Raw genomic sequence first — 16,197 nt, forward strand, 5'->3', positions numbered from 1 at the left:
AAAAGGTTTGCAGCATGAGTTTCTTCTCTACTTTGAGTAGGAAATTCGTTATTTTAATAGCTTATCAAATGAATGACAAAATATAAATTATTAAGATCATATGCTCCCTGTAGTTTCTATCGTAGGGCGCCCCAACGTTGGCAAATCTACTATTTTTAATCGTCTTATCGGCAGTCGCAAGGCTATTGTTGATGACGAGTACGGTGTAACCAGAGATCGCCATTACGGCGAAGCTTTTTGGAACGGCCGCGATTTTAACGTTATAGATACCGGAGGTTATCTGCCCGAGGAAACCGACGTGATGATCAGAGGTATTCGTGAGCAGGTGCATATCGCGATCGATGAATCGGATGTCATTCTCTTTGTTGTTGATGCCGAAGCCGGGATCACAAGTTTGGATGTTGCCGTAAGCCAGATGCTTCGTCAGGAAGATAAGCCGGTATTGCTGGTAGCCAACAAGGCTGATAACGAGGAGCGGGAGATGAATGCTACGGAGTTTTACAGCCTTGGATTCCAGGAATTATATACTATTTCCGCTATTAACGGACGGGGGACGGGCGATCTTGCGGATCGTATCGTGGAGCTTCTGCCTGAAGAAAAAGACGAGCCCGAGACAACAATTCCCAAGCTGGCCGTGATCGGTCGCCCGAACGTAGGCAAAAGCAGTTTTATCAACGCATTGCTTGACGATGAGCGCTGTATTGTCACTGACATTCCCGGCACCACACGTGATTCCATCAACAGTAAACTGGTCTATAACGGAAATGAATATATCCTGATCGATACGGCCGGGCTTCGCAAAAAAGCCAAAGTGAAAGAAAATGTAGAATTTTATAGCACTGTGCGTACCGATCGTGCGCTTAAAGAATGTGATGTAGCCGTACTTATGCTGGATGCCATGCGGGGATTTGAGGCACAGGATAAGCGAATTATACGTGAGGCCGCAGATTATAATAAAGGCATTGTTATTGCTCTCAATAAATGGGATCTGGTACCAGACAAGGATCAAAATGTCCATAAAGAGTTCGAGGATTATATTTATGATCGAATACCAATGATGAAGTATGTACCCATTGTTTCTATTTCTTCACTCAGTCGACAGCGGATCCACAAGGTGATAGAAGTGGCAGATAAAGTGATTAATGAGCGTAAGAAAACTATTAAGACATCTGACTTGAATGATTTTATTGCGAAAATATTAAAAGAAAAACCGTTGCCTGTACGACAGAGGGTACCGCTGAAAATAAAGTATGCTACACAGGTAAAATCGAATCCGCCGGTTTTTAAATTTTTTATGAATAAACCCGAAGAACTCCCAGCCAATTATAGACGTTATATTGAAAACAAGATACGGGAACAGTACGGATTTAAAGGTGTACCTATAACTATGAGATTTGTTCAGAAATAACTTATTTTAGTTTTGATGTGAATCATTGAATCAGTTATTTTTCCGAGCGATATTTCGTTGAGCAACATACAATTTTTTAAATGAGAACAGATGCCATCACCACAGAACTTAGAACAACCTCGTGCAAACGCGCTTAATGAAAACTTTGAGCGTGAACGTTCTTTCTCTTTTCTGGAAAATATCTACATCCCGGAAATATTTAAGGCGCTTTGGTATACGTTTAAACAGATGTTTCAGCCCTCTGTGACGCTGGAATATCCTGAAGAGAAATGGGACCCGCCGTCAATTTTCCGCGGTCGTCCGGTCTTGGTAGAGGATAACGGGGAAGAGCGCTGCGTGGCCTGCGGATTATGTGCCCGCGCCTGTCCGCCGCTTGCTATCAGCATGCAGGCCAATGAAGACGCCGACGATCCCAAAGAGCGTTATCCGGACATGTTCGAGATCAATATGCTGCGATGCATCTATTGCGGCTATTGCGAAGAAGTTTGTCCCGAAGAGGCCATTGTGATGAGCAAAGACTACGATATCGTCTTTGAATCCAGGGAAGAGGCCATCTATGATATGGAACGTCTGCTGGTACCCAAGGAAGACTTGCAAGAACGCCTCGATTTTCTGCGCGAGTATAAAAACCGGCAATTCGGTCAATTCTGGGATTTCGAGGAAGAAAATAACATCCACTCCGTTCGTGATCGTGACCGCGAATTTAATTCAGGCCTGTCACTTGTTGAAATGCTCGAGCAACAGCAAGAGAACGACAATGTGGAAGCTGAATCTGAATGGGTGAGATAATAAAAATGGCTGATCAGGAAATTTCGCAGGAGCAAATTGACAACCTTGTCGAAGATGCTTCATATTTACAGGATGAAGCCGAAGCAATGCAATACGTTATTGATAATGTACCTTATGATGAAAGTCCGCCGAATAGTCGGTCTATCGCCGAATTACTACTGATGATCGATCATGCACAGTTATCATATTATCGTCCAATCCTTGAAGAGGCTGTAGATAATCCACGACCGACCCATCTGGAAGATTTTACCCATTATGAGGAGAATTTCGAAGCCGATGAAGAAAAAATGAAGGATGTGCAAAAGATCCTTCGTAAGATAGCCAAGCACCGGGCCGGACTGGTTAATGTAATAAAAAACACTCCGCTAATCGATTGGGAAACAGTCGTTTATAGAGATGATCAACAAATTTTATTGTATGATTTTATGCAGGAGATGATCCGGTTTGAGCGGGGAATATTGAAAGATATTGCTGAGCAGGTTCGTCTCTTTAATCAGGAAAAAGAAACACAACGGGAGATAGAACAAAAGCGGGCACAGCGAGGAAATCAGCAACCCACCGAAAACTCCTAGCACTGTTTCTATGCCTTGGGCAACATTTATATTATTTCTGATCAGTGCATATGTTGCCGGAAAACTATTTATACTTACCAACAGCAGGGGCCGATTAAAATTCCTTGGACTCACTATTGCAGCCGGTATTCTGGCTGTCATGCAGGTCGGTCTGTTTTTTGATATGATGACTGATAACCCCAACTTTTCTGCAGCTGTAGCATTTACTGCCGAATGGGGACACATCACCAGTTTGGCATTTGTCCTAAGTTCACTTGCTATATTTATTCGCGAATCAAAGCCGGTTTTTGCACAATTTCCATTCTTCTATACCGCTTTGCCACTTCTTATTTTGATCTCATACTTTTTTGTTCAGGATACATATGCGCTAAAGAACTGGCTGACTGCTATCTACCAGGGGGGAGCAATCGTTGTATCTTTACTGATGTATTCGGTTTATACCTATCGCAAAATTGAATATGGGTTAATTCTCTCGGGAATAGGTGTTTTCTTGCTAACTTTTCTCTTGTTTTGGTTTATACCCGCGGTGCAGGACTCTTATGCCTGGATCTGGAAACTCATGGTCGGTATAGCAATGATTGTTACTGTAATCGGATATGAAAAAACAGAGAAGCAGATAATGGCAAAATCTATCTGATTTTATTTTCAACTGAAGAAATGAGTTTTTTATGTCAGCAGAAATAGATTCTAAGTCGGCCGATTTCACATTGCAGAATACAGAAGGAGAGGAGGTAAGCCTGTCTGATTTTAAAGGTACTAAAAATGTAGTTCTGCTGTTTTTTCCACTCGCTTTCAGCAGCACCTGTACCGAAGAGCTCTGCACCACCAGGGATAACATGAAGCTTTATAATTCGATGGATTCCAAAGTGATTGGCATCAGCGTGGACAGTTTTTTCACGCTGAAAGCTTTTAAAAAGCAAGAAAACCTGAACTTTACGCTGCTGAGTGATTTTAACAAAGAAGTGTCGGAGAGTTATGATGCTCTTTATGATGACTACTTTGGTATGCAAGGAGTATCAAAACGAGCTACATTTGTAATTGACAAAGAGGGCATCATCAGGCATCGTGAGGTGCTGGAGGACTCTGGTAAGCTTCCTGATTTTAAAGCCTTGCAAAATACCTTAGCAGACCTTTGAAAGCAGAGATAAAGACTTGTAACCGGATTGCTTCAGTAGTACTTCACAGCAGTCCCAATATCCATTGTTAATTCAATTCGTTTCTTTTTTTACTTCAACAGCTTTTACTGAAGACCAACTATTTTTTTACTATTCCAACATAGTAAATTCATATCTATATATTATTGATAAAACAGCACAGTAAAATTGATAGGGAGGAAAATCAGAAATAATATAAGTGCAAGAAGTGACGGCAAGATCCACATGACAAGTGCTATATTTTATTTATAGCAATTCTGTTATGCGAGAAAGAAGGCTTGTATTTTAATTTAACTCGATTGCTATAGGCGGACAACCATTTTAATATCCAAGAAAGTTACTATTTGGTGCCAAAATATAGATTGTAAGATCCTAATCGCAGTTTTCTTTGATATACACTTCAACTATTGTGAGTCTTTTTTTGTTCAAAAGCTGACCTTTGGGACAACCAACTTAATACTTCTTTTGGAGCGACAATTAAAATAATACCTGACAACAGTTTTTAACCCTCATTTTTCTCGGGATGCTGCTTATTTTAGTTCCTTATGATAGGAAATGTATTAGGAACTTAATAAGGAATTAAGATAACAGGAACAACTTCTTGAATAATAATATCTTAGCTCACTAAATGTGTAGTAGCTGTTAGGAATTGTTTTCATTTTTATATTGATATTCGATGTGATGAATTGGATCAAATATTTTCATTATAATGAAGTAAGAACAAAAAGATTTGAAAGAAAATGAAAAAACAAGATATCATAGATAAAATAAATGATTTGCCTGTTGCTATGAGAGAGCAATTAGCTGATGAAATTTATCAGAGTTTGGATTCTTCTGAATCAGGATTGAATGCCGATTGGATTGTTGAGGCTAACCACTTGATGAGAAAATTAGAAAACACCCCACCATCAATTCCAGAAGAATACTTAGAAGAAACAGAAAAAACTCGCGGCGATTTAGAAGAAGACAGCCAAACAGAAACTCTGTGGGACCTTATCGATGAGATTCGTCTACATTGTACACTCCGGGCCAGAACAAAATCGCCAGAAGAGGAATACATTCCTGGAGATCAGGTATTCGGGGAACTGAAAGAGCGTAGTCAACAACGGGAAAAGTTGCTGGGGGATTTGGAAGTTTCTTCAGGTCCAGTTCCCGATGTAATAGCTGTAGAACCCCTTGATGACTTTAAACTTCAACTAACTTTTGAGGGAGGGGAGCAACGCATTTTTGATTTAAAACCATATCGCAAAGGGATTTTTTCTGAGCTACAGGATCCAGGTTACTTCAGTTGGGTTCGGCTTCACTGGGGAGGAATACGTTGGCCCTATGGTGAGCAATTATATTCAAGTATACTTTATCCAAACAGTATTCCTAAAAATTAGATTAACTTTGTTTCAAGCTAACTGTTGAAAACGACCGGTTGGTTCCTAAAACAACAATCTCAATAGGAATTATATATAAGTTAAATTTCTAATTCGTTATTAGTTAAGCTGATTACTTCTTTATTAGTCGAACCTTTTAATCCTTGTATTAAAGTTTTTGTAGAATTATTCCACTCATTTTGGATGGTCGAAAATATTAGGCCATCTATTTCAAGGTCATTTGATAGCCTTTCGTAAAAACGAAATTGGTTATCATTAATACTGTTTGAGCTTTTTGCTTCGCCGATGTAAGATTTACCATCTCTTATCACAAAAAAGTCAATATTTCGTTTCTTTAATTCACCATTCTCAGGCCAATACAGATCCAAGTCTGGTGCCCATAAAAAATTCTTTTCACTTTTCCTTTTTAGATAGTATAAACTCATTAAGGGTACTTCCATATTTTCAGAAAAGCCTTGGTATATTACCTCAGTAAGTTTATATACCCAAATTGGATTGTTTATAATGTTTTGCTTCGTATAACAACGATTACATTTAAAGTTTTGTGTAATCTCATCACTTCTGTACCAGTCCTTAAGTGAGCAATTATTACATTGAAGAAGAAATCCCCTTTCAAGAATTCCATTTTCTAAGAGGCTGACAAATCGTTCTGGTAATTTTTCAAACTCATAGTCGACGTATCTTTTTATACTATTATCAAATTGGTTTTCAAATATTTGATTCAAATGTAAATGATGAATCCCCCGTCTATCTATCGAATTTAATATCCAACCTGGATGATGTTTATTCTCATTATCTCCCAAAATTTCAAATAGTTTTCGTAAATGTTTATCTCCTAAATAGTCTGGCAGATTTTTAAGTCCATCAATTTTACTCAAGAATTCTAACTGGTATTGTGACGTAGCACTTTGTTTAATTTTATTATAACCAGCATACTTAACTATTTCGTTAGCAAAATCTATAGCAGAGGGTACATTAATTTCTATGTGTTCAGAATTTTGAACTTGGTATGTTATAAACCTTTCATTATTAATTCTAAACTTTGGTACTGCGTATATATCAACTCCTGGTGTAAAAGACTTTATTACAGATTTAGAAATTAAATCTCGTATGTATAATTTGTTAGGCAGAAGAAGTTTATCCATTTTTAAAGTTGCAGATGCAACGCCGTAATCACTTTCAGGAGTAGGAGATATAAAATGATATGAAGAGTTGGATCCAGATATACTTATGGTTTCCCTATCGATAACCGGTCTTCCGGAGATATAATTTTTTAAACTCTCAAAGGACCTTATATCCCATTTGTAAAAGTCGTCAGTTGGATGATGAAGACTACCAACTATTTCACCCAAGTGATTAATACTGTCACTTGATGAGGCAAATGTTATATTTCCTTTTCGCATTCCTTGATTTCCTGTAGTTGAAAAGTATTTTCCCCCATAATCTGAATTTAGCCATTCAGATATACCATCTGAGTCTTTTTCCAATAAATTGAAAGAAAGCCAAGCTACAGTTGTATAATCTGCTCTTAAATTCCAGTAAAGACTAGCAATTTCTGTATCAAAGTTTTCTGACACAAGGATAACAACTGGCGGAGAATTGCTAATTAAATCTGGACTAATGTTTCGCCTATATCCTTTATTTAAATTTTTCTTAGTATATCCAATAAAGTTAAAATGCATGAATTGCCTTTGTGAATCAGTACAAGCCTTAAGTATTGAAACTGGATCTTTTTCAAGAGGGAAACAGGTGTCTTCTTTTAAGAGCTCTCTTAATTTATACCTGCTAGGCGCATCAATGACATTCCCAGTTTCTGGGTCTTGATATGCTTTTGCTTTTCGAGAAGGAACATCTTCTTTTAAAAATTGTCTTATAGCCATATCGCGATACCCTGAAGAGTTAAAATGGACCTCGTCATCCATTTTCATAAACATTGGGCGTCGTTCTTTAACATCTCCACATGCTACCAATGCCAGTTTACTCAAATTTTCTTTTGACTCTTCAGCAACCGCAAATAAAGCTTTCTCCTTCTCAAGGTTACTTATAATATCAGGAGTAATATTCATTCCTGAACCACCGGACATTGGCTCAAAATTATGAATTATCTTCCTTTGTCCCCACGTTAACAATTTGAATGGAAATGTTTCTTGTTTGATATTTTCAATATCAACTTTATCGGCTATTGGAGGTAAAACAATTAAATCCGGATCATAGTCTGATATTAAATGTAGGTCACAATCTTTAAGTTCTTCCTCTTGATTTAAACTGATTATGAGATTATGAACTCCTCCGAGAAGGGCACAATTAGATTTGACTATTTTCTCAAAAGTTGCCCAATCTTGGTAGTTTACTAGCCACGCAACATTTCTGGGGTGTAAGGTTATTTCTCCCGAATTATTTGCCATCTCAAAGAGTATTTAAAATTGAGTAAATGTTTATTTCACAAAAAACCAACAGGGAAAGGCTATTCAAACTTGTAAAGTAATTAGTTTTGTTTATTCATTTCTTTGAATTTCTTGTAGTAATAACCTTCCTCAGGTTCATTTCCTGTCGCAATATCATGAATTAATTGTAGCATTAATACGGATCCAGATATTACATCATCATTTTCGGTTGGTCTGGGACCTAAATGGTGCGTATTAGTTGGTATCTCGATTTCGACGATCCACCATTTTTCAATCTTCGCAAAAAGCTCAATCAATTCTATAAATAAGTTCGCATCAAATTCTTTGTCTACTTCAGCTAAAAATTCGTTGAGATTATGGACAAGCTCATTTCTATGCTTCCTAATTTTGTGGTAGACTTCTATATCTTCTTTTTCTATTGCTCCAAGTTTTGCGAACCATAATAATGATGCTTCTGTTAAATAATTGGATCTCGATTTGACCTCGCTTTTATACCTTTCGCTTTCCTTTGGACCATCTTGATCGTATTCATTAGCAAAAAAATTTAAAGGGAGGTCTTCAACTCTATCTTTGAATAATTCAAAAGACGTAATAAAAAGAGAAATGTAAATAAGGTTGCTTTTAAGACTCTCTGGGTTGAGAAATTTTTCCCAAGATTGTTTACTACTTGACATATTTTGAAGATTTCAGGATTTCATGAAAATATTGCTCCTCTAATAAATATAGGGGGAGAAAAGAGATGGCAATGTCTATCGGAATTATTATGTAGATCAGGCAACTTATAATCCTCGAATAATATCTTTCATTACACCACTTTTACAAGCTGAAGGTTCAACACTATTGATATATGTGTCAGAATTCTGATTAATATAATCGCGTAAGAGTAATGCCAAATCATCATCTCTAACACTAGTAATCATATTTACACAAGTATCCATTGCTGCAAACCTATTCATCTTCAGTGCCATGTCGGAAGCAATTTTAAATGCTTCTGCTCTTAGTCTATTGTTGATTGAATTATCAAAAACTATTTTCATTCGATTGGCAACGGTTTCAGCATATTGAAATGAGGCTGGAAAATTTAAAACAGCTTCTCTGTACTCATTTAAAAACCGTTTGAGTAAATCTTCAAAAATGTCTTCTGATAAGACAAAAAATAAGCTATTAGGAATCTCATAAATCAAATCCCATGTTGGGCGATTATCTAAACCGATTATTAATTCAACAAGCTTTTCAATCTCACTAGAAATATACTTTCCTTCTCTTTCAAGCTTGGTTACGATCGTATCCAACAATTGGCCTGCTTCACCTGATGCATCGGTTCTTCCTAATAAGATATCGTATGCAGATTTTAATGCCTGCTTCAGTTCAGATACATTTTGATATCTATATTCAGGCCTTTTATCACAACATTTTTCAATGATATATAAAAGTGGATTTGGCACTAAACTTTCATCGATGTAACTAGGATCTCTTCCTGTTAGAAGTACATAAAAGCTTTTACCAAGCATGTAAATATCTGATTTTTCATCCGCGTGTTTAAATCCACCGCTTAAAAACTCTGGTGGTAAATAACCCTGTGTACCCCAGAATTGACTTGATCTAGTAAAAGCAGTGTCGGAATCTATTTCCATGCTCAAACCTAAATCTGATACTACAACATCATCACCATCTAAAAGAAAATTCTGTGGCTTTAAATCTCTATGATACTTATTTGTTCTGTGTAGTTCAGCTACACAATTAATCATTTGATAAAACACTTTCTCTTGCTTCTCAAAATCATCTTCAAGATCAGATATTAAGTTTCTTAAATCCCCTTCAGGATAATATTTCATTACAAAAAAAGGAGGAGAATGGTCTAGGTGAGAATCTATTATCTGTACTACTTTACTGTTACCTGTAAACTCATTAAGTAATCTAACTTCTCTTCTAAATCTATTTAAAGCCTCATCATCTGATATTTTACAATACTTTAGTGCAAAAAAAATATCCTCTTCTCTGTCTTGGTCAGTTACCAATAAGAGAGTACCCATACCACCTTCATTGCTATGGATCTCCTGAACTAAATATTTATTTTTTATTATATCTCCTTCACTGTACATGATGTGCTGATATTTTTTTAACGATTAAGTTACCTAACGAACTTGAACTTAATCTGCATTTCTAACAAAGAGCCAAGTTAAAAACTATAGGTAAAAACTCAAGCTAAAAGGAGCAATCGTAGTTGCGACCATTTTATTGAGGCACCAAAAAACGAAGAAAGTTTAGCTGTTGCCACCGAATTGCTGGAAAGCACCTACCAAATAATGAGCAAATAGAGCGAATCAATAAGGGAAAGTTTCGTCGAACTATGTCCACTTAAATGCGCCAGTTAGAGACATAAATAAAATCCTTTAAGTATCTCTTTGAAAATAAAATGAATATAATTTTCCCATTCGCCTACTATTAAGCTCAATTTTCGGTTTTGATAAAGCGTATTTAATTTTTCTTGAAAAAGAGTTGTTTAAGTTATCCTCGTATTGAATATTAACTTTTAAGCTCAAAAAATTAGTGAATCTGGCGAAATATTTTTCCATTTCTTCAGGTTCTGCTAAGTCCATTAAAATGATTGTAAGCATAAATACTAGTTGTAGTGATCTCGGTAACCTTAATTCTATTTCTTCATCTTCTTGTTGGAATATCGGAATTAGATAATCATATCTTTTTGTAAAGTTCATTTGGTATGGGAAATTTCCAACTAAGAATTTGCCATATTTTTCATCAGATTCGACCCAACAAGAGTTTTCGCTTATCTTCATATCTAAATCTATACCATGGGATTTCAAATCCTTTCGAACTTCATTTAAGTATTCGGCATATTCAACATTGTTTGAAAAGGTTACCGAAATATTTTTTGCTAATCCTTGTCCTATATTTCTTAAAGTAATATGGAATTGAGATGCGTCCGAATCCAGAGCGTTTTCTTTATTTGTCGAGCAGTATGGATGAGGAACTTGATTCTCATATTTACAGAATGAAAAAAAATGGAAATTTAATGGTAAGATTATCGGTTCATATGAGGTAACTCTTTCAGTTCTCATCTCTCTTAATGTCAACCATATTACAATCAATGTTGCTACAGTTGATAATGCAACAATTAAATCAATTGTAGTTTTTACGTTGATACTATTAAAGAATTCCATTTCCTACTATTAGATAATTTTGTGCCGTAGCGATATTACGCATAGGGCATTCGAATTAATGTTAAGTAGTTAACTAATGAACGAGAAGTGAAAAAGCCAAAAGCTTACAGATGATAAACAGATCAGAACACTTAATGAGACTAGAATAAAGACACAACTGTTACAGTTTAGTCTGATTTTTGACAACATTTATAGAAATAACAATTGTTACTTTATTTACTAAGCTATTGTTACTTATGCATTTACAGATATTTTATTTTGACTATTAAGAATAATTTATTTAATCTGATACAACATATTGTTGACTAAGCAATATCTTAAATATCATTTTCATTACTACAGTCGGTCATATAATAAGTTGTTTATTGCTGTACTCCACTTTTAAAGAGTTTGAACTGATAAACAACAATTGCCCCTCTAAATAATATTGCTTTCTGGACTGCACTTGAAAACTCTGTGCTACTAGGAAGTAGTATTTTTAATATGATTTTTATGACTGATAGACAAGATGATCCAGTAGGTATTTATGAATTTATTCCAGTTTCAAATTTGGCAGAGATTATTGGAATAAGTACACGTGGTATACGAGCATGGGTTGAACAGGAGAAAATTGATGCTAAATTTTTAAAGAAAGAACCTTCTCCAGGCCAAAAGGGGTATCGATATTTGATAAATCCTGAGGGAATTCCCGGTCCATATAGAATTCAATATCATCAACATGTGATCAAAAATAAGTGTAATGAAGACCAAACTCGGAAAGCGTTACCTAATTGGGCAATTGAAAAAGCTACAGCCCGGTTAGACCTTATCCATTTCCTTGAACAAGAGTTAAGCAGAGCAAAAGAAGAGGGTAGAAACATTACGCCGGTATATCAGGCTACAGCAGAAATATTCAATAGTGGACATGTTCTGGAAAAGGCTTATGAAGCATTAGGGAATGTTAGCAGATACACGCTAAGACAAAAGTGGTGGCCGGCTTATAAGAAAGCCATAAATAACCACGAAGATCCTCTTTTAGCATTAGCCCCTAAATACAACACTAATAAAGGGAAGCGCAAAGTACCAAACTGGTATACTAAATTACTAAAAAAAGTCGTACTACATCCTAACCAAATAACACCCACTCAAGCAATCAAGGTTGTTAATGCAAAATTGCGTCGCCAAAACAAAAAAGTCCCTTGCAGTATAAAAACGGCTCTCCGGTGGATTAAAGATTTTAAGGGTGAATATTATGACCGATGGGTTTTAATGCGAGAAGGAGCTAAAGCACTTAATGATAAAGTGCTCCCATACCTTGATAGAGACTGGAACGTACTTAAGGTAGGCCAAGTACTAATTGCAGACGGACATGTGCTTAACTTTGATGTGAAGCATCCTTATACCGGTAAGGCCCATCGACCAACACTGATTTGTTTTTATGACGGGCGATCTCGAATGCCCGTCGGTCTTTCAATAATGCCTACAGAAAACACCGAGAACATATCAGAAGCACTAGCTGATGCTGTAAAAACATTAGGAAAATTTCCCGAAGCAGTTATTCTGGATAACGGTCGAGCATTTAAGGGAAAACATTTTACTGAAAGTAGCGAGTTCTACGATTCGGGTCTAGCCGGTATCTATGAGCGATATGGAATTATTACGCACTTCACTATGCCTTACAATAGCCAGAGTAAACCTATTGAGCCATTTTTCAATCAACTCAATCAGCGTTTCTCAAAGATGTTGCCAACTTACCTGGGAAATTCTATTCCAAATAAAGTAGCTAGGCTCAAGAGAAATGAAAAGTTGCATGTTACAGCTTATAAAAAACAAGTAGGAGACTGGCTTCCGACAATTCCAGAAGTTGTCAATGCAATTAAACAATGGAGTATGGAAGTGTATGGTAAAGAGTCCCATGGTGGATTAAGAAAAGGAGAAACTCCGTTAACAGTTCTTAAACAAGGGCAGGGGCCGGGAGTCCCTTACTTTCTCATGAGGGATCTTTTATTGAAGGTTGAACAAAAAGTCCCTCGTCGGGCACGGATTACAATTGAAGGGATTGTATATGAAAATAATGATGTATTAACGGGTTGGAAAAAACCTGTGGTTGTACGTTATACTCGGAGAGAACCGGAGTATATTTGGGTTTTTGATCACACAAGTGGTTCGCCAGATTTTATGTGTATTGCCCAAGCAGTCAAAGCGGTTCATCCACTCCAAAAATTAACCAAAGAGGACGGTGGTTTTGATCTAACAATCAGAGAGACTTTAAAACAGCGAAAACGTTTAAAAAAACGAGCAATTCAAGCAACCGAAGAGTTGCGGAAGATTGATAGTGGTATTCCAGAACCTGTGGGCAAATTTATTCCTGACTTTGAAAAAGAGAAAAATCTAGAAATTCAAACAATACCAAATGAAGAACCCGATCAACAGCTTCAGGAATCAGAGCAGATCAATTACTCTAAAAGCAATTTTGAGACAGTAAACGATAAATTATTTGAATACCCGTACGAGCGATTTGAAAACATAGCAAAAAAAGAAAAAAGCGATATAAACGATCAGGATATCGCTTTTTTGAAGGACTTTATCCGAACTTCAACTTATACAAGGTTATATGAGGAAGAACACACTGAATGGATAAATAATCTTCTCAAAGCCTAGTCAATTAGAACTGTTTCTACTTTAAAATTGATTTTTTTAAGGTCCCAAAATCACGACTTGTACTATATAATGGGAAAGAAAAAAGAGGTAATATGAAAGAAAAATTCGTAATCACTGATAATGTTAAACGATTATATCAATTAGCAGATACCTTGCTTGAAAAGGACAATGGTACTCCTGGCTTGGGTTTATATTATGGCTCTCCTGGATTAGGAAAGACAAAAGCTGCTATACATATGTACTTACAAAAAGATTTTATCTATTTAAGAGCTAAAACTGCATGGAGAATACGTTGGTTTCTTAATGACCTACTTCATGAACTCAATGAAAAAGAGCAATATCGAACTAAAAATGCTTACAATAAATTGGTCGAAGTTCTAAGTATAGATCCAACATTGATAATCATAGATGAAGTTGATCATATGCTACGTAATAGAAATATCATTGAAACATTACGTGATCTTCATGATGAAAGTGGTAACTGTTTCTTATTAATCGGGATGCAGGATGCTGAACGGAAATTGAAAAGCTTTCCTCATCTTTATAGTCGTTTTGCAGATGTTATTAGAGCCAAACCTATATATAAAAAAGAAATACTGCGGATAAGTGAAGAACTCTCAGAAGTTCCAATGAGCAAGAAAGCCGCTGAAAAATTATATGAAGTGACTAATGGAGAGTTTAGGAAAATAATAACCTGGTTGTATTATCTAGAAAAAGTGGCTAAGACTAATTCTATTGAGAAGATAGATGCTGACCTAATCAAAAAAAGAAAACGTTGATATGTCAATTAGTAAAGCTCTTTTAGTCAAACCACGTCCCTGCCCATTTTGTAATTATAGAAAACTAGAATTACGGGCGGTTGTTTTCAGGGAATGGAATATTTATTGCCGGAATAGTGAGTGTAATTGCAAAGGGCCCACTGGTAAAACCCCAGATATTGCTGTTACAAAGTGGAATTCATTAACACCGAACTGTTTAGATGATCGAAAAAGCTTAGATCAATTACTCAGAGAGTTTAAAGATCCAAACACTGTAGAAAAGATGTGGAGGGCAATGCGAAAACTTAGAGAGTTTACAATTGGAGAAATTATTATGATGACTTCATCTCATCAAATAATAGTAAAGAAGTATATTTTTTTACTTGAAGAAAATGATTATTTGCAAATTTCTGAGTCTAATAGAGATTCTCAAGAACCCAACATGTATCGTTGCTTAAAACCCCGAAAGGTGAAGGCACCAAATTGGTTAGATCTTCAAATGACTCCCAGAGATTTCGAAATATATAGACAAGAAAAACAGTCCTTAGCATGGAAGAAATTAACCGCTACTAGTTTTTCCAATTCTAACCTCCAACAAGTAAATCTGTTTAAAAATGAGTTATAGAGAAATTGTACATGAAGAACTTGGAATTTCATCTAAAGATATTGAAGAAGAATACGACCAAGAAAAACTTTTGAAATGGAAAGCCAAGATTGACGAGGACATTCAAATAATGTCAATTGACATCGAGACTGCCAAGTCCAAAGCTAGAAACTCGAATGAATATTCTGATCCAGAATGGTTTCATAAAGTCAGAGTAAAGAAAAAGTATTTCGGTATTCTTAGCCAAAAAATCCAAAATCAGCTTGGTATTGCCAGGAAACGTAGGAGAAAAAAATTTGAAAATGTATTCGTAGATATTTGTGCACGTGAACTTGAACAACAGACATTTGAAGAATTAAAAGCTCTTACCGATGCTGAATTGAGATATGATGAACGAGAAAATAGGCAAGATGATTATTTATAATAATTTGAATACCCTGTATTTAAATTAGGGTATACCCTAAATCAGTACGATATTTTATTAAACGGATCCTTGCTGAAAGCCCATAATCACCAGCTTGAACACACCACCCTAATTTTAGTACAGTATTAAAGATTTCGTCATGAAGGCGACTTATGTAAGAGTATCAACATTCGAGCAAAATATTTCCAGGCAATTAAAAAACAAGCAGGGAGAAGTATATTGGGATAAAGTGTCAGGAATGGTTGCTTTTGAAGATCGTAAAAATGCCTCAAGATTATTAGCCGATGCTAAGGAGGGAAAAATAGATGAAATAGAAGTCCATTCAATAGATAGACTTGGCCGGGATGCAATCAATGTACTGCAGACAATTAAAACTTTTACAGAGCTCGGTGTTAATATTATTTCCAAAAAAGAAGGACTAAATACTTTACTGGATAATGGTGATCAAAATCCAGTGGCTAAATTATTAGTATCTGTTCTGAGTACTTTGGCTGAAATTGATTATAACAACAGGAGAGAGGCCCAAAGAGAAGGAATTGAAAAGGCGAAAGCAGAAGGGAAATACAAAGGTAGAGCTAATGGTACCAGATTATCAGATATTGAGCTGGTTGAAAAACATTCTGATATTGTAGATGAATTAAATAGGGGAGAATCCATTCGAAGAACGGCTAGGCTTACTGAAAAAAGTAAAGGTACAGTGCTTCGCGTGAAGAAAGCTTTAAAACGCATTGAATCAAGGTAATATTTTATTATTACCCAGCCGTAATTAGAGTTTGAAAAACTATTATTTATTCTGTAAATATTATTCAATTAATGTTTTAAGAGAGCTAGGGGTACAAGATTTACTTATGATATTGAATTAGTTGATCTAGAAATATT

At 35.9% G+C, this 16,197-nt stretch carries 15 protein-coding genes; 11 read left to right on the forward strand and 4 right to left on the reverse strand.

Annotation, left to right across the window (positions count from 1 at the left end; genetic code table 11):
- Positions 1-100 precede the first annotated feature (100 nt).
- The 6 genes from der (at position 101) to ACT3ID_RS11720 (ending at position 5,305) form a co-directional block, all read left to right on the forward strand.
- Positions 101-1,408, forward strand: a complete 1,308-nt coding sequence (der, locus tag ACT3ID_RS11695) for a ribosome biogenesis GTPase Der (RefSeq protein ID WP_491542219.1) — start codon at positions 101-103, stop codon at positions 1,406-1,408.
- 90 nt (positions 1,409-1,498) lie between these two features.
- Entirely contained in the window at positions 1,499-2,197 is a 699-nt protein-coding gene (locus tag ACT3ID_RS11700) for a NuoI/complex I 23 kDa subunit family protein (protein WP_491542220.1), read from the forward strand.
- Positions 2,185-2,769: a hypothetical protein gene (locus tag ACT3ID_RS11705; protein WP_491542221.1), complete on the forward strand. Its 585-nt coding sequence runs from the start codon at positions 2,185-2,187 to the stop codon at positions 2,767-2,769. Before ACT3ID_RS11700 ends, ACT3ID_RS11705 begins: the two co-directional genes overlap by 13 nt.
- Before the next feature lie 10 nt (positions 2,770-2,779).
- Positions 2,780-3,406 carry a hypothetical protein gene (locus ACT3ID_RS11710; RefSeq protein WP_491542222.1) on the forward strand — a complete coding sequence of 209 codons (627 nt, stop codon included), beginning with the start codon at positions 2,780-2,782 and terminating at the stop codon, positions 3,404-3,406.
- A 31-nt stretch (positions 3,407-3,437) separates the two neighbouring features.
- Positions 3,438-3,905 (forward strand): redoxin domain-containing protein, encoded by a 468-nt coding sequence (locus ACT3ID_RS11715; protein WP_491542223.1) that lies wholly within the window; start codon positions 3,438-3,440, stop codon positions 3,903-3,905.
- 758 nt (positions 3,906-4,663) lie between these two features.
- Positions 4,664-5,305, forward strand: a complete 642-nt coding sequence (locus ACT3ID_RS11720; RefSeq protein WP_491542224.1) for a DUF2442 domain-containing protein — start codon at positions 4,664-4,666, stop codon at positions 5,303-5,305.
- An 80-nt stretch (positions 5,306-5,385) separates the two neighbouring features.
- Here the strand turns inward: ACT3ID_RS11720 and ACT3ID_RS11725 are convergent, their stop codons facing one another.
- The 4 genes from ACT3ID_RS11725 to ACT3ID_RS11740 all read right to left on the reverse strand — a co-directional run bounded on the left by ACT3ID_RS11725 (position 5,386) and on the right by ACT3ID_RS11740 (position 10,892).
- Positions 5,386-7,710, reverse strand: a complete 2,325-nt coding sequence (locus ACT3ID_RS11725; protein ID WP_491542225.1) for a hypothetical protein — start codon at positions 7,708-7,710, stop codon at positions 5,386-5,388.
- Between the two features lie 80 nt (positions 7,711-7,790).
- A complete protein-coding gene (locus ACT3ID_RS11730) occupies positions 7,791-8,384 on the reverse strand; it encodes a hypothetical protein (RefSeq protein WP_491542226.1) in 594 nt (197 codons plus the stop codon).
- A gap of 105 nt (positions 8,385-8,489) precedes the next feature.
- The gene (locus tag ACT3ID_RS11735; RefSeq protein ID WP_491542227.1) at positions 8,490-9,812 is read right to left on the reverse strand and encodes a serine/threonine-protein kinase; all 1,323 of its coding nucleotides are present in this window, start codon (positions 9,810-9,812) and stop codon (positions 8,490-8,492) included.
- A gap of 291 nt (positions 9,813-10,103) precedes the next feature.
- Positions 10,104-10,892: a DUF8453 domain-containing protein gene (locus ACT3ID_RS11740; protein WP_491542228.1), complete on the reverse strand. Its 789-nt coding sequence runs from the start codon at positions 10,890-10,892 to the stop codon at positions 10,104-10,106.
- A gap of 492 nt (positions 10,893-11,384) precedes the next feature.
- On the opposite strand from ACT3ID_RS11740, the gene ACT3ID_RS11745 reads away from it, so the two are divergent.
- From ACT3ID_RS11745 to ACT3ID_RS11765, 5 genes are all read left to right on the forward strand, one after another.
- Positions 11,385-13,532: a Mu transposase C-terminal domain-containing protein gene (locus tag ACT3ID_RS11745; RefSeq protein ID WP_491542229.1), complete on the forward strand. Its 2,148-nt coding sequence runs from the start codon at positions 11,385-11,387 to the stop codon at positions 13,530-13,532.
- A 92-nt stretch (positions 13,533-13,624) separates the two neighbouring features.
- Entirely contained in the window at positions 13,625-14,311 is a 687-nt protein-coding gene (locus ACT3ID_RS11750) for an AAA family ATPase (RefSeq protein WP_491542230.1), read from the forward strand.
- Position 14,312: 1 nt separating this feature from the next.
- On the forward strand, positions 14,313-14,915 hold the full coding sequence (locus tag ACT3ID_RS11755) for a hypothetical protein (protein WP_491542231.1): 603 nt from the start codon (positions 14,313-14,315) through the stop codon (positions 14,913-14,915).
- Entirely contained in the window at positions 14,905-15,318 is a 414-nt protein-coding gene (locus tag ACT3ID_RS11760) for a hypothetical protein (RefSeq protein ID WP_491542232.1), read from the forward strand. The genes ACT3ID_RS11755 and ACT3ID_RS11760 overlap by 11 nt, the downstream gene beginning before the upstream one ends.
- 139 nt (positions 15,319-15,457) lie before the next feature.
- Complete coding sequence (locus tag ACT3ID_RS11765; RefSeq protein ID WP_491542233.1) at positions 15,458-16,060, forward strand: recombinase family protein; 603 nt, start codon at positions 15,458-15,460, stop codon at positions 16,058-16,060.
- Positions 16,061-16,197: the final 137 nt, after the last annotated feature.

Source organism: Fodinibius sp. GM108 (assembly GCF_058386985.1).